At 32.0% G+C, this 13,509-nt stretch carries 14 protein-coding genes; 7 read left to right on the top strand and 7 right to left on the bottom strand.

Annotated elements, in window-relative coordinates; translation table 11 throughout:
• Positions 1-19 precede the first annotated feature (19 nt).
• The 7 genes from infB to OQH62_RS02315 form a co-directional block, all read right to left on the bottom strand.
• Entirely contained in the window at positions 20-2,563 is a 2,544-nt protein-coding gene (gene infB, locus OQH62_RS02345; RefSeq protein ID WP_266013267.1) for a translation initiation factor IF-2, read from the bottom strand.
• Positions 2,550-2,837: a hypothetical protein gene (locus OQH62_RS02340; RefSeq protein WP_266013264.1), complete on the bottom strand. Its 288-nt coding sequence runs from the start codon at positions 2,835-2,837 to the stop codon at positions 2,550-2,552. The genes infB and OQH62_RS02340 overlap by 14 nt, the downstream gene beginning before the upstream one ends.
• Complete coding sequence (gene thrB, locus OQH62_RS02335; RefSeq protein ID WP_266013261.1) at positions 2,831-3,709, bottom strand: homoserine kinase; 879 nt, start codon at positions 3,707-3,709, stop codon at positions 2,831-2,833. Before thrB ends, OQH62_RS02340 begins: the two co-directional genes overlap by 7 nt.
• 20 nt (positions 3,710-3,729) lie before the next feature.
• Positions 3,730-4,131, bottom strand: a complete 402-nt coding sequence (locus tag OQH62_RS02330) for a tRNA threonylcarbamoyladenosine biosynthesis protein TsaB (RefSeq protein ID WP_266013258.1) — start codon at positions 4,129-4,131, stop codon at positions 3,730-3,732.
• Positions 4,132-4,169: 38 nt separating this feature from the next.
• Positions 4,170-5,054 (bottom strand): UDP-3-O-acyl-N-acetylglucosamine deacetylase, encoded by an 885-nt coding sequence (gene lpxC, locus OQH62_RS02325; protein WP_266013255.1) that lies wholly within the window; start codon positions 5,052-5,054, stop codon positions 4,170-4,172.
• On the bottom strand, positions 5,051-6,424 hold the full coding sequence (locus OQH62_RS02320) for a M23 family metallopeptidase (RefSeq protein ID WP_266013253.1): 1,374 nt from the start codon (positions 6,422-6,424) through the stop codon (positions 5,051-5,053). Before OQH62_RS02320 ends, lpxC begins: the two co-directional genes overlap by 4 nt.
• Before the next feature lie 116 nt (positions 6,425-6,540).
• Positions 6,541-7,368: a prephenate dehydrogenase gene (locus OQH62_RS02315; RefSeq protein ID WP_266013250.1), complete on the bottom strand. Its 828-nt coding sequence runs from the start codon at positions 7,366-7,368 to the stop codon at positions 6,541-6,543.
• A gap of 81 nt (positions 7,369-7,449) precedes the next feature.
• Here OQH62_RS02315 and bamA point away from each other — a divergent pair, with 81 nt between their 5' ends.
• The 7 genes from bamA to OQH62_RS02280 all read left to right on the top strand — a co-directional run bounded on the left by bamA (position 7,450) and on the right by OQH62_RS02280 (position 13,482).
• Complete coding sequence (gene bamA, locus OQH62_RS02310; protein ID WP_266013248.1) at positions 7,450-9,669, top strand: outer membrane protein assembly factor BamA; 2,220 nt, start codon at positions 7,450-7,452, stop codon at positions 9,667-9,669.
• A gap of 23 nt (positions 9,670-9,692) precedes the next feature.
• The gene (accD, locus tag OQH62_RS02305) at positions 9,693-10,535 is read left to right on the top strand and encodes an acetyl-CoA carboxylase, carboxyltransferase subunit beta (protein ID WP_266013246.1); all 843 of its coding nucleotides are present in this window, start codon (positions 9,693-9,695) and stop codon (positions 10,533-10,535) included.
• Positions 10,535-10,984 carry a 23S rRNA (pseudouridine(1915)-N(3))-methyltransferase RlmH gene (locus OQH62_RS02300; RefSeq protein WP_266013244.1) on the top strand — a complete coding sequence of 150 codons (450 nt, stop codon included), beginning with the start codon at positions 10,535-10,537 and terminating at the stop codon, positions 10,982-10,984. Before accD ends, OQH62_RS02300 begins: the two co-directional genes overlap by 1 nt.
• A 9-nt stretch (positions 10,985-10,993) precedes the next feature.
• Complete coding sequence (gene dksA / locus OQH62_RS02295) at positions 10,994-11,347, top strand: RNA polymerase-binding protein DksA (RefSeq protein WP_266013242.1); 354 nt, start codon at positions 10,994-10,996, stop codon at positions 11,345-11,347.
• Entirely contained in the window at positions 11,344-12,330 is a 987-nt protein-coding gene (locus OQH62_RS02290) for a hypothetical protein (protein ID WP_266013240.1), read from the top strand. The genes dksA and OQH62_RS02290 overlap by 4 nt, the downstream gene beginning before the upstream one ends.
• Positions 12,327-13,250, top strand: coding sequence for a tRNA dihydrouridine synthase (locus tag OQH62_RS02285; protein WP_266013238.1), 924 nt, complete (start codon positions 12,327-12,329; stop codon positions 13,248-13,250). The genes OQH62_RS02290 and OQH62_RS02285 overlap by 4 nt, the downstream gene beginning before the upstream one ends.
• 64 nt (positions 13,251-13,314) lie before the next feature.
• A complete protein-coding gene (locus OQH62_RS02280; RefSeq protein WP_266013236.1) occupies positions 13,315-13,482 on the top strand; it encodes a YjfB family protein in 168 nt (55 codons plus the stop codon).
• The last annotated feature ends 27 nt before the right edge of the window (positions 13,483-13,509 follow it).

Raw genomic sequence — 13,509 nt, 5'->3', positions numbered from 1 at the left:
CTGAAAATTAAATGTTTGATCACAAGCTTATTTGCTGTTTCGTTTCCTTATAGCTTTCTATGTAATCACCTGTTCGCATATCATTACACCCCTCAATGCCAACACCACATTCAAAACCTTTTGCCACTTCTTTTACATCATCTTTAAATCTTTTCAAGGAGCTTACATTTCCTTCAAAGATGACCACACCCTCTCTGATAAGTCTGATTTTAGCCCCTCGGTTAATCAGTCCTTCTGTTACTATACAACCTGCAATTTGACCTATTTTTGGTACAGAAATCACTTGACGAATTTCAGCTTGTCCTAGTTGTTCTTCACTAATAATAGGACTCATCATACCACTAAGCAAGGATTTTACATCATCTAAGAGGTTGTAGATTACATTGTAAGTTTTAATTTCTACACCATTATTTTTTGCTCTTTCTTTGATTTCTCCTGTAGGACGAATATTAAAACCTAAAACTAGAGAATTTTCGCTTGCACTTGCAAGTTCTATATCACTTTGTGTGATACCTCCAACACCGCTGTGTATTATATTAACTTTTATTTCGTCATTTCGTAACTTTTCTAAACTTGTTTTTATAGCTTCAAGTGAGCCTTGTACATCGGCTTTTAAAATAACACTTAAGGATTTAAGATTGCCTTCTTTAATTTTCTCACCAAGTTCATCAAGACTTACTTTTGTAGATTTGCTTAATTCTTTTTGGCGGTTGTACTCATATCTTTTAGCAGCATACTCTCTTGCTTCTTTGTCTGTTTTTACAGCGATTAAAATTTCTCCGGCTTCAGCAACTTCGCTAAGCCCAACAATAACACCACATTCTCCGGGCTTAATTTCTTTCAGAGTTTTTCCTGTATCATCACATATTGCACGAATTTTTCCATAAGCAACTCCGGCAACAACAGTATTCCCAATTTTTAAGGTTCCATTTTGTACTATAACAGTTGCAACTGCTCCACGCCCTTTTTGTACAGAGCTTTCTATAATATTTGCTTTAGCATAATTTTTAGGGTTAGCTTTAAGTTCTAAAATATCAGCCTGCAAGAGTACAATTTCAAGTAAATCTTCAATGCCCGTTCCTGTTTTTGCAGAAACTCCGACAAATTCATATGAACCACCCCAATCAGCTGGTATAATGTCAAGCTCAGAAAGTTGTGTTTTAACCATATCGGGATTTGCACCTTCTTTGTCCATTTTGTTAATGGCAATAATAAGAGGCACACCAGCTGCTTTAGCGTGATTAATCGCTTCTTTAGTTTGAGGTTTCACTCCATCATCTGCAGCCACAACAATGATAACAATGTCTGTAATACTTGCCCCTCGCGCACGCATTGCTGTAAAAGCTTCGTGTCCGGGAGTATCGATAAAAGTAATCTTACGTCCATTTTTTTCAATCATATAAGCACCAACATGTTGGGTAATACCCCCAGCCTCACCACTTGCTATACGACTTTTTCTTATAAAATCAAGCAAAGAAGTTTTTCCGTGATCAACATGTCCCATTATTGTAATGATAGGTGCTCTTGTTTGTAAATCTTTTTCATCTTCAATGCTTTCATAATCTTTTACATAATTAAATTCATCATCTTCATCGATGAGTTTAATTTCTATATCAAACTCGGCTGCTAAAATTTCAATAGCATCAGTATCTAAAAAATCATTTTTTGTTACCATAACTCCAAGCATAAAAAGTTTTGAAATGATTTCGCTTGTGTTTTTACCGATTTTATCTGCAAATTCATACACACGAATTTCTTTCGGAATTTCTATACTTGTAATAGTTTCATTCTCTCTTTTTTCAATTTTTTTTGCAGGTTTTTTACGATTTCTTCTTTGTATACCGACTTCAGCAAAATTAACAGAATTTCCCACTGCTTGGCGGAGAAAATTTGGAGGCTTCTTAGTTGTTTGTGTTGAAATTTCACGTTCTTTTACACTAAAGTCAGGCAAGACAACTTCATCTTCGTTATCTAAAGAAATGTCTCCAAAATCGTGACTTAAGAAATCCATTTTTTGTACATTTTCTTTTTTGCTTGGTGTGGGATTTTTTTTCTCTTTTTTCTTTTTTTTGAAATTTTCATCGGTATTTGAGAAAATCATAGACAAGCTTATTTTCTCTTCATTTTGAATATTTTGTTTTGTTTGTTGCTTCTGTGCTTCTTCATCCTTTTTCTTTTTTACTATAACTAAACCGCGTCTTTTTGCTAAGGTTGCACTTGCAAGGCTTTGGATTTCCAAATTCTCGAGATTTTGTTCTCGCGTTTTAGTTGTAGAGACTTGTTCATCAGTTTGTTGTTCTTTTTTTGTTTTATTTTTTTCTTCTTTACTCTTTGTAATTTCTTTTTTTGGCTTTTTACTTTGGGTTTGCTTGATATTTTTTTTAAAGGCTTCTGGAATAATTTTTGTTTGGACATATTCATAAATTCCTGCTGCAATTTCGGGTTCTACGGCATTGGAAGCTGTCTTTATTGTGGTAAGCCCTAGTTCATTTGCTTTTTCTATAATTTCTTTACTATCATAACCCAATTCTTTTGCAATTTCGTGAATCCTAATCTTTGCCATTGAAAAATATCTCCTTTAGTTCCTGTTGTGTGATTTGAAAATGTTTCTTTTTGCTCACTTTTAAAAATGCTTTTTGTAAAATTTTTTCCTCGCTTTTTATACATAACTCACACAGGTAAATACTGCGACCAAAGCCTAAATTATGGCAAAGTTTGTCATTGTGAATTTGAAATCTGTGCAAAATTTTTTGAGGAAAATGATTTTTACATAGAATGCATTTTCTAATAGGTATATGCTTTTGTACAATTATACTCTTTTTTGTATTTTCTAGCAAATTTTAAAGCCTCCATCATCAAGCTCTAAACATAATACTTTAAAGTTTTGAAATCTTTGAATTAAGGAATTAGCTAGAAATTGTGCATCATCTCTAAAAACAAGATTAAAAAAACTAGAACCTGAGCCTGAAAGTGTACTCATTAAAGCTTTGTTTTTAAGAGCACATTTTTGTACTTCAAAGAGTTCTGGAAGATTTTTCATTCTTTGCATTTGGTGTAAAATATCTTTACTTGCTATATGTAAAAATTCATATTTTTGTTCTAAGAGACACGCTGTAAGAAAGGAGCTATGAGCCAAACTAAAAACACATTCTTTAAGAGTGAAATTTGCTTTTAAAGCAGCACGACTTTGTTCTGTGCTTATTGTTGTATTTGGGATGACTATTACAGCACATAAATTCTGCGCTAAAGATTTTTTAATGCTATATACTTTGTTTGTTTCTACAACAGAACAAACGAAACCACCGAGTATAGCAGGAGCTATATTATCAGGATGGGATTCATAATTCAAGGCTTCATTAAGAATTTGCTCTTTTTTTACTTGAAAACCACTCATTTGATATGCACTAGCTATTGCACCTACAACTACAGCAGAAGAACTTCCAAGTCCGCGAGATAGGGGAATGTTATTTTCAAAAACAAAACGAAAATCGTCTTTCTTTCCACTAAGTCTTTGATACATTTGGTTAAATATATTGATAAAAATATTGTTTTTTTTAAGGTAGATATTATCACTTCCCTCGCCACTGATTTTAATGCTAAAGAGTTTTGATTTTTCTATGGAGGTATAATTAAAAAGTTTTAAACTAAGCCCTAAACAATCAAAACCCGGTCCCAAATTTGCACTAGTAGCTGGCACTGCAATCTTCAAAATTTTTCCTAAAATAAGCTTTAAACGGAGGGTAAAAAATAAAAAGGCAGGTTATCATTTTTTTTATTAATTTTGCTTAAATTTGTAGGTAAAAAGAACTTTCCGGGTATATTTTTTTCGATGATGATTGTGTCGTTTTTTTGTACAAAACAGAAGTTTTTATTTGCGCAAATTGGGCTATTATTATTTAAGTCAAAAGCACTAATTGCAAATAAAGGGATTTTTTTTACTATACTTAGGGTACTAAGACTTACATAAGAGATTTTAATCCCCATATATGACCCCGGACCATTAGCATAAAGCAATTCATCGAGTTGGTATTTGCATAATAAGATTTGCAAGATTTTTGGGATATACTCACTCGCTTTTTCCTCACTTTCATAGCTTTGCACTAGGAAGTTATCGTTGTAAATTCCAAGCATTAAAGGCTTGGAAAGAGCATTGAGTAAAAGAGAAGTTTTTATGCAAAAACCTTTGTATAATCTGTATGGTAACTTTTATCTAAACTTAATACTTCATAAGAATCTGTATTTTTTAATACTTCTTTTGTAAGCAAATGATTAAGATGATGGCTTCCAGCGTAAGAGATATAATCTCCATAAATTCGGTATCCCAATAAGGTTAAATCTCCTATAGCATCTAAAATTTTATGACGCACAAATTCATCTTTAAATCGCAAACCTTCCGGATTTAATATACGGTTATCATCAACAACAACTGTGTTTTCAAGACTTCCACCAAGTCCTAAATTCATCGCTCTTAAAGCTTGCACATCTTTTAAAAAACCAAAAGTCCTAGCACGAGCTATGTTTTCAATATAATTTTTTTTGCTAAATTCAAAACAATAGTTTTGAGTCCCTATGATAGGATTGTCAAATTTTATTGTATAGTTAATTTTTGGCTCTTTACTTGGGTTTAAGCGGACAAATTTCTGTCCATCTCTTACTTCTACAGCTTTTGTAATTACCATAATTTTTTTTGCTGCTTCAAGTTCCATTATTCCAGCTTCATCAAGCATCATACAAAAACTAATACTACTGCCATCCATTACAGGTGCTTCATTTGCATTTAATACAATGCGAATATTATCAATTCCATACGCATTAATAGCACTCATTAAATGTTCTATAGTAGAGATATAAGCTTTATTGTCTCCAATAACAGTTGCCATTTTTGTATTAATAACATTGCAAGGTTCAGCTTTATAGCTTAGATTGAGGTCGCTTCTAAAAAAAACTATACCGCTGTTTGCTTCTAGTGGTTCTAAAGTTATTTCTATAGGTTCGCCTTTATGCAGTCCTATTCCTACACCCTTAACAGGTTTTGCTATAGTTGTTTGTTTCATTTATCCTCATTTAAAATAATTTTTTTGCCTTTATCCAGAACTTTTGTAATTGAATTTTCTATCCATTTTCTGTCTTGCCATTGTTCAGGCCTTGTTTCTATACCTTGTATTAAAACACCAAAATGTAAATGATCGCCTAAAGCAAGACCGCTTACTCCTGTTTTTGCTATCACACTTTGTGCTTCTATTTTATCGCCTTGACTTACATTCAAAGATGAACAGTGTGAATAAAGAGTATAAATGCCAAAGCCGTGATAGAGTATAGCACTTAAACCATAAATTCCATTTTCTTCTGCAAATACAACTTTAGCTTTATTATTGCTAATGATAGGAGCTTTTGCTGTGCTTGCTAAATCAATGCCCATATGATAAGAACTGCTTACCGCTTGTCCATTATACGAATAGAATCTATGATCAGCAAAATCGGCTACTTTTTGGGAGTTTTTAAGAGGTAGGAAAAGGTTTAAATCGAAATTTTCTATTTTCTCTTCATCTATTTGAGAGGTGATTTTATAAATAAGTTCTTCATTAGCAAGTCTTAAGGTTTCATTGACAAATTTAAAATTTTCAAAATGTGTAAAATTGCTGTCATTTTGATCATACTGTTTGCTTAATGTTTTTATTTTGCCATTTAAAAAAGTATCGGTAAGATTGATCGTAGAAACACGATAATTGCGATTTAAAAGAAAATATTTTAAGGCTTGTTTTGAAATATTACCAGCCTTATCTTGTGCTATAATAGAAGCATTAAAATTTTCATCTTTAACATTCCAAGCAACTAAAGCGGCGTAATATCCCTCTTTAATAAAAGGCTGAACTTTAAAAATTTTTCCTGTATTAGTTTGTATGAAAACCTTATCTAAATTCTCATCGTTTGCTTGGAAAACAACGCTTGCAGCACCGCCTTTTTCAATTTGATACGAGGAGCTAAGAATTTTTACAGCTGGAGAGACTTCATCAATGACAACTACCATCTGTTTTTTAGCTGTATTTGGCATTAAAAAATTAAAAAGGTTTGAATTGTTTGCTTGAATATCTAGGATATAGAATTTTGTTTTTTCTTGATATGCGAGTTTTGGCAAAGTAATTTGTAGATTAATGTCTGTTTTATCGATATTCTTTTCATCAGCAAGTACAATTGAGGTGTTATCATTGTCTTTTCTTAAGGTTATTTTAACATTTTTAATGGGCGAGGAATTATCTTTAACCCTAACAATAAGAGGTGTTTTTAAATTGGTATAAATTGTGTCAGAGACAAGAATTTGCGGAGCAGTTCTTTTAAAGAAAGCAAATTGAGAATTGAGAAAAACTGAAAGTAATACTAAGACAATAAGAAAAATAAAGAAACGAAACAATTTATTTTTTATCATAGCTTTTTGTCTAAAAATAGGAGAATCCGTTTTTTTTTTTTTTTTGAAAACACAGTTTTTCCTTGCAAGATTTTGCTAAAAATGCTACTGCAAATTAATGAATAAAAAGTAAATTTTTAAAGAATTTCTCGAAGTGTGTTTGCCTTACTCATCCAAATTTGTAATTCATTTTTTTTATTTTCTTTTATCATTTTTTTGCAATACTCAAGTTCTTTTTGAAAAGATTCAATAGAATGTAGCAGATTGTCTCTATTTTGTTCGAAAATACTACTCCACATTAAAGGGCTTGATTTAGCTATTCTGCACATTCCTTTAAATGAAGGACCGCCAAGATGAGTGATATTGCGTTTATCTTCTTCTTTCATTACATAATTTGCCAAGGAAAAGCTAATAACGTGAGGTAAATGCGAAATAATAGCTGTATGATGGTCGTGTGCAAAACTGTCCATAAAGACAATTTTCATTCCTAAATGTGAAAAAATTTCAACAGCTCTTTTTTGGTGAATATCATCAGCAGTTTCACTATCACAAAGTATGCAAACCGCATTTTGATACAATTCTTTAAAAGCTGCTTTAGGACCACTATTTTCTGTTCCTGTCATAGGATGGGCAAAAAGAGTCTGTTGTTGCAAATTGCTAGGCAGATTTTCTATAATTTTTCTTTTTGTGCTTCCAAGTTCTATAAGAGTAATATGATTTGGGATATTTTGAAGGTTTTGTAAAAGTGTTACGATGGCATCCACAGGTGTGGCTAAAAAAATCATATCGCAAAAATTAAGATCTTTAAAAGCAATACACTCGTGTATCAGTCCTAAACGCAGAGCTTCTTTTTCATTCTCTTTGTTTAAATCCATTCCATATACCCCAGAAATAAGTTTATTTTCTTTTAAAGCTAGTCCCAAAGAACCTCCCATAAGTCCAAGCCCTATAATCGCTATTTTCATAAAAATTTGCCTTTCAATTTCGATTAAATTTTTTGTGTTATTATACAGCCTTTTTAATAAAAATTTTAGGTAAATATGAAGATGAGAAAGATTGTTAGTATTTGTACTTTTTTTGCTATTGGTGCTAGTGCAATACCTCTTAAAGAAATTCAATTTAGTGGATTAAAACAACTTTCAACAACAAGCGCTGTAAATCTCACAGGGCTTAAGATTGGAGAAGAAATTAGTTCTGCTAAAGTTAATACTGCTCTTATTGAACTTTATAAACAGAATTATTTTGAAAATATCTCGGTGGAAGAAAATAATGGTGTTCTCCATTTTATCATAACTGAAAAACCAAGTATTGTTAAGATTACCATAACAGGTATTGCTTCAAACGATAGAAAGCAAATCGAAAGTATTATAGGGATTAAAAAAGGGGCTTTATTTAGTGAGGCAAGTATTAAAGAAGCGAGTGAAAGAATTAAGGCATACTATGAAGCAAGAAGCTATTTTGACACTGTGGTAGAAGTAAAGAAAAAAACTCTTGAAAACACTGAAGGTTTGGAGCTTGAATTTATAGTTAATCGTGGAGAGAATATTGTCATTGATAAAGTATATTTTAGTGGAAACACAAAACTTTCATACTCCAAAGTAGAACCTGTACTAAGTAATAAAGAGAGAGAGTTTATGGGGTGGCTATGGGGAAGAAATGATGGAAAATTGAAAATTTTTGAACTTAGTAATGACAGCTCAAGAATTGCAGATGAATATATGAAAAAAGGTTATTTAGATGTACGAGTTTCTCCACCATATCTTAAAACTTATACTGACAGCTATAATGCTCATTTGACTTATTTTATCCAAGAAGGAAAACCTTACAAAATCAAAAATATCAGTTTAGAAAATCCTCTTTTTAGTGATGAAGAAAATGCAAAAACTCTTAAAAAATTGCGTTCTAAAATTGGCAAAACGATAAATATAGAAGACATAAGAAAAGATGTTGCTTTGATAGAAATTCAAAGTGTTGATTTGGGCTATGCCTTTGTGCAAGTTTTTCCGGATATTGAAAAAAATGACCAAACACAAGAAGCAAATGTTGATTTTAAAGTTATTCCAAATGAAAAAGTCTATATAAGAAATATTATTATTTCAGGGAATTCTCGTACTGTCGATAGAGTAGTGCGTCGTGAGCTTTTTATCACAGAAGGCAATCTTTATAATCGTAGCAATCTCATAGAATCAAAAAATGCTCTAAGGAGAACTTCTTATTTTGATGAGGTAAATATCAAGGAAGAAAAGGTTGATGATACGCACATAGATTTGATTGTTGAGCTTAAAGAAGCTTCTACGGGGACTATCTCTGGAGGAATTGGATATGGTTCAAGCGATGGCTTGCTTTTGAATGCCTCTTTAACAGATAGCAACATTTTTGGTTCAGGTATCCGAAGTTCTATCAATGTTGATAGGAGTCAGCAAACGCTTTCAGGGAGGATCAGTCTTGTGAATCCTCGCGTTTTAGATTCCAAATACAGCCTCGGAGGTACACTCTATTCAAGTGACTATGAATGGGATAATTATTCAGAAAAAAATTATGGTTTTGATATTACTTTAGGGCGTCAATTTGCACGGTATTTTAGCGCAAGTCTTACTTATAATTTAGAACAAAGTAAGATTTACAAACTTAGTCCAACTCTTTTAAGAACAGGCTATATCTTAGGGGAAAGTCTTAAGAGTTCAATCACGCCTACAATAAGTTTTAATAATACAGATGATTATTACTTGCCTCGTTCTGGAATTATTGCTTCTACAGGAATTGAAATTGCAGGACTTGGTGGCGATGAGAAATTCCTCTCTTCAAGCTCAAGATTTAATTTTTATCAAGGTTTAGAGGATTATATAGGTTGGGATTTAATTTATCGCTATAAAGCAAGTTTCTATAAAGTGTGGGATACAGGTTATATCCCTATTAATGAGAGGATTTATTTGGGCGGGATTCGTTCAATTCGAGGTTTTGAAAATCGTACTGTAAGCCCAAAAAATATATATGGAGATGAAATTGGTGGAACAATAGCATTTGCGAATTCTGTGGAGCTAAGTTTTCCACTTATTGACAGGATTAAACTTCGAGGTGCTGTTTTTTTTGATTATGGTAGTATAGGGCAAAAAAAAATAGACGAAATTCAAAGAATGAGTACAGGACTTGGTATAGAATGGATTACTCCGATAGGACCTTTGCAATTAGTTTTTGCTAAACCGCTTAATGAGAAAAAAAATGATGATACCAATGTTTTTGAATTTACTCTTGGGACACGTTTTTAAAACAATTTTTCAAAGATACGAAGATGAATTTTACAGATATTTTTTCAAAGATACGAAAAAAGCAGCCTAGTCCAAAAGAAATGCCAAATCATTGGGTGAAATGTCAGAATTGCCACGCTTTGATGTATTATAAAGAAATGGAATCTTATGCGAATGTGTGTCCAAAATGTTCTTATCATATGAGGATTTCCTCTGTTGAAAGAATTCACTTGCTTAGTGATGAGAATTCTTTTGTGGAGTTTGATATGAAACTAGAAGCTACGGACCCGCTTAAATTTGTCGATAGCAAATCTTATAAAAAAAGATTGAGTGAAGCTGAACATAAAACAGGAAGAAAATCTGCCATAACAAGCGGTGAATGTACTATAAATGGACTAAAAACACAGCTTGTAGTTTTTGACTTTTCTTTTATGGGTGGTTCGCTTGGTTCTGTTGAAGGTGAAAAGATAGTACGTGCTATACAAAGGGCTATCAGTACTAAAACACCGCTTATTATTGTTTCTGCAAGCGGAGGAGCAAGAATGCAAGAAAGTACTTATTCTTTGATGCAAATGAGCAAAACAAGTGCTGCTTTAAAGCTATTAAGTAAAGAAAGACTCCCTTATATAAGTGTTTTAACCGATCCTACTATGGGTGGAGTTTCAGCTTCTTTTGCTTGGTTAGGGGATTTAATCATTGCCGAACCTGGTGCTTTGATTGGTTTTGCCGGTGCAAGAGTGATTAAGCAAACTATAGGTTCTGATTTGCCACAAGGTTTTCAAAAAGCCGAATTTTTGCTTGAACACGGTCTTATAGATGCTCTTGTTGAAAGATCTCAAATGAAAAAATACCTTAGTGATGCTTTACAATTTTTCAGTGGAAAATAATGCAAATTCATATTTTTTCTATACAAAAACACAAAGAATTTGAGTCGTTGGCTGAAAAATATAGAAAATATATTTCTTTTTTTGCTACTTTAAAAGAACACAATCTTTTTGATCGCAAGATTGCTAATGCACAAAATCGCAATGCTCTTGCAGCCAAAAAAAGCTATGAAGAGGTTTTTACGCCACACAAAAAAGGTTTCTGCGTGGTTTTAGATGAGAAAGGAAAAGCTTTTGATAGTAAAGAATTTGCCGATTTTATCGAAAATAAAAATGAACTACGTTTTTTCATAGGCGGAGCTTATGGTTTGAGAGAAGAATTTTGTCAAAGTTTTAATTTTTCATTAAGTCTTAGCAAATTGACCTTAGCACATCATTTTGTAAAAATTCTTTTATTGGAGCAGATTTATCGTGCTTTTTGTATCAAAAGCAATCACCCGTATCATAAATAGGATAGAAAAATGAAAAATAGTGAGATGCAAATCTTTAAGGATTTTTTGGAAAAAAGAAAGCAAAGTATAGCTGAGAATTTGCAAAGTAATTCTAAAGAAATAGAAGCTTTACACAATAGCGTTCCTAGCGATAGCGTTGATTTTTCTGTCATAGAAACAGGTTCGCAAATTGATTTAGCTATTAGTGCAAATTTAAAGCAAGAATTGTATGATATAGAAGAATCTTTACAAAAGATTAAAAATGGAACTTACGGGATTTGCGAATCGTGTGATGAAGAAATTCCTATAAAACGACTCAATGTAAAGCCTCACGCAAAGTACTGCATAGTATGTCGTCAAAATATAGAAAAGGAGAATTTATGAAAACGAGATTGTTTAGTTTAGCAAGTTTCATTTATATAGCTATTATTGCTGCTTTTGTTTTTTATCTTGATTTGGGAGAATACACTCTTAGTATAGCTAATTTTTCTTTGCACCTTCCTGTGGCAGTGTGGTTTATTATACCTCTTGTGCTTTTTTTCTTTTTTTCTTTATTGCATATGAGTTTTTATGGTTTTTTACGCTCTTTAAAATTTAAGCATTTTTTCAAAGATGCTGCAAAATTTGAAAATTTGATTATTGATTTGCTTTTAGAGAAAGAACCTAAAAGCAATTTTAGTACTAAAGAATTTCGTTCTGTTGAAGAACTTGTTAAAATGCTTAAAAATCATCAGAAGAATCCAGAATTTCCTAAAACTAATGAAATATTAGATCTTATAGACGGAGTGAAAAGAGGAGAGTATGTTAATCTTAGTAAATTAAAACTTGAGCACAATAATGTACTTTTATTGCAAAATGAAAAAAATCGTATTAATAATGACATAAATTATGCTTATGCTAAAGTTAAAAATTGTTATGAGTTGAAAGATGAATACGAAGAACTTGCCTTTGAAAATTTGCTTAAAAAAGGTAGCTATGAACAGATTAAAAACAATAAAGTACCTAAAAAGGCATACCAAGTGCTTTCTTTATTTAAACGATTTCAAAATGGTGATTTAAAATTGAGTGAAGCAGAATATGAAGTACTTTTAGCCCATTCAAATTTCAATCAAGAACAGTATCTTAGCGTGGCAAAAATGAGTGTAAAGGCATTACAACCTGATGCTCTTTTAGGGATTTTTAAGAAGATAAAAGAGCAAAACAGTGAAGCTTTACGGGCATATTTGTATCTTTTAAGCGAATTTGGGCTTTTAGATGAATTAAGAGAACAAATTCGTAGCGATGAGAAAGAATTTAACGATTTTAAAGCTTTTTTGGTGCTTCGTGAGAAAAATATTGCAGTAGATCTTGTTTCTTTTATTCAATGATAGATTTTAGCAAAAAACCTCTTTTTCTTGCTCCTATGGCAGGTTTTTCAGACTTACCTTTTCGTAATCTTGTTAAAAAATTTGGTGTCGATGTTACGATAAGTGAAATGATAAGCTCCAATGCTTTGGTTTTTCAAAGTTCAAAAACTCTGCATATGTTGAAAAAAGCAGAACTTGAAAATCCTTATATCGTGCAAATAGCAGGTGGTCAAAAACAGGTGCTGAAAAAAGCAGTGCAAATGCTTAATGATATGGATTTTGTTGATGGGATAGATTTTAATTGTGGTTGTCCTGTAAATAAAGTCATAAAGCAATGTGCAGGAAGTGCTTTACTTAAGGATTTAGAACTTTTTAAAAGTCTTGTTGGAACAATTAAAGATGCCACAAGAAAGAAGCTTACGAGTGTTAAATTCAGACTCGGTTTTAATGAAAAATATCCGGAAAAAATGGCAAAAATTTGCGAAGAACTTGGAGTTGATTTTATCAGCATTCACGGACGTACACGAAAACAGCTTTATAGCGGAAAGGCTGATTATGATTCCATAGCACAAGCTAAGGCAAGTGTTACAATTCCCGTTATTGCAAATGGAGATATTGATTCTTCTAATGCAAAAAAAGTCTATGAAACTACCGCTTGCGATGGTTTGATGATAGGTCGAGCAAGTATAGGAAAACCTTGGATTTTTTATGAAATAAAATATGGAAAAAGCGTAGATAATGCTTTGAAAAAAGAGATTGTCCTTACTCATTTTGAAGAGATGATAAAGCACTACAATACTCAAGGTATAAATATTTTTAAAAAACATTTGTATGAGTATTCTAAAGGACTTCGAGATTCTTGTAATTTTAGAATTTTGGTTAATAGTATTAATGATGAAATATCGATGCGAAAGAGCATAGAGGAATTTTTTATCAATTAAGTTCAAGTTTTTATAAATATAACCGATATAAGAATATCTCAAAATTACAATCAAGGAGGATCTTATGGATTTGAATATTGCTAATCTTTTTACGTCAGTAAATACTTCGGTCTTGAAAAAATCAATAGACACGAATGAGCAATTAGCAGCAAAGCTCATTGAGGGTATGCAAGAGAATACTCAAAACCAACAGACAACGAGTTCTAATGGTTTATTAGATATTTATGCCTAAATATCTTACAATGGGGCAGTTTTTGCC

The sequence above is a fragment of the Campylobacter sp. MIT 21-1684 genome, from assembly GCF_026241315.1.
GTDB lineage: Bacteria > Campylobacterota > Campylobacteria > Campylobacterales > Campylobacteraceae > Campylobacter_D.
Note: the sequence above shows the minus strand (reverse complement) of the source record. Positions and strands in the feature narration are given on the sequence as shown.

What these genes read in the sequence shown, in the direction of transcription:
- infB (WP_266013267.1), bottom strand. Translation starts at nt 2,563, where the DNA reads ATGGCAAAGATTAGGATTCACGAAATTGCAAAAGAATTGGGTTATGAT.
- OQH62_RS02330 (WP_266013258.1), bottom strand. Translation starts at nt 4,131, where the DNA reads ATGCTTGGAATTTACAACGATAACTTCCTAGTGCAAAGCTATGAAAGT.
- lpxC (WP_266013255.1), bottom strand. Translation starts at nt 5,054, where the DNA reads ATGAAACAAACAACTATAGCAAAACCTGTTAAGGGTGTAGGAATAGGA.
- OQH62_RS02320 (WP_266013253.1), bottom strand. Translation starts at nt 6,424, where the DNA reads ATGATAAAAAATAAATTGTTTCGTTTCTTTATTTTTCTTATTGTCTTA.
- OQH62_RS02315 (WP_266013250.1), bottom strand. Translation starts at nt 7,368, where the DNA reads ATGAAAATAGCGATTATAGGGCTTGGACTTATGGGAGGTTCTTTGGGA.
- bamA (WP_266013248.1), top strand. Translation starts at nt 7,450, where the DNA reads ATGAGAAAGATTGTTAGTATTTGTACTTTTTTTGCTATTGGTGCTAGT.
- accD (WP_266013246.1), top strand. Translation starts at nt 9,693, where the DNA reads ATGAATTTTACAGATATTTTTTCAAAGATACGAAAAAAGCAGCCTAGT.
- OQH62_RS02300 (WP_266013244.1), top strand. Translation starts at nt 10,535, where the DNA reads ATGCAAATTCATATTTTTTCTATACAAAAACACAAAGAATTTGAGTCG.
- dksA (WP_266013242.1), top strand. Translation starts at nt 10,994, where the DNA reads ATGAAAAATAGTGAGATGCAAATCTTTAAGGATTTTTTGGAAAAAAGA.
- OQH62_RS02290 (WP_266013240.1), top strand. Translation starts at nt 11,344, where the DNA reads ATGAAAACGAGATTGTTTAGTTTAGCAAGTTTCATTTATATAGCTATT.
- OQH62_RS02285 (WP_266013238.1), top strand. Translation starts at nt 12,327, where the DNA reads ATGATAGATTTTAGCAAAAAACCTCTTTTTCTTGCTCCTATGGCAGGT.
- OQH62_RS02280 (WP_266013236.1), top strand. Translation starts at nt 13,315, where the DNA reads ATGGATTTGAATATTGCTAATCTTTTTACGTCAGTAAATACTTCGGTC.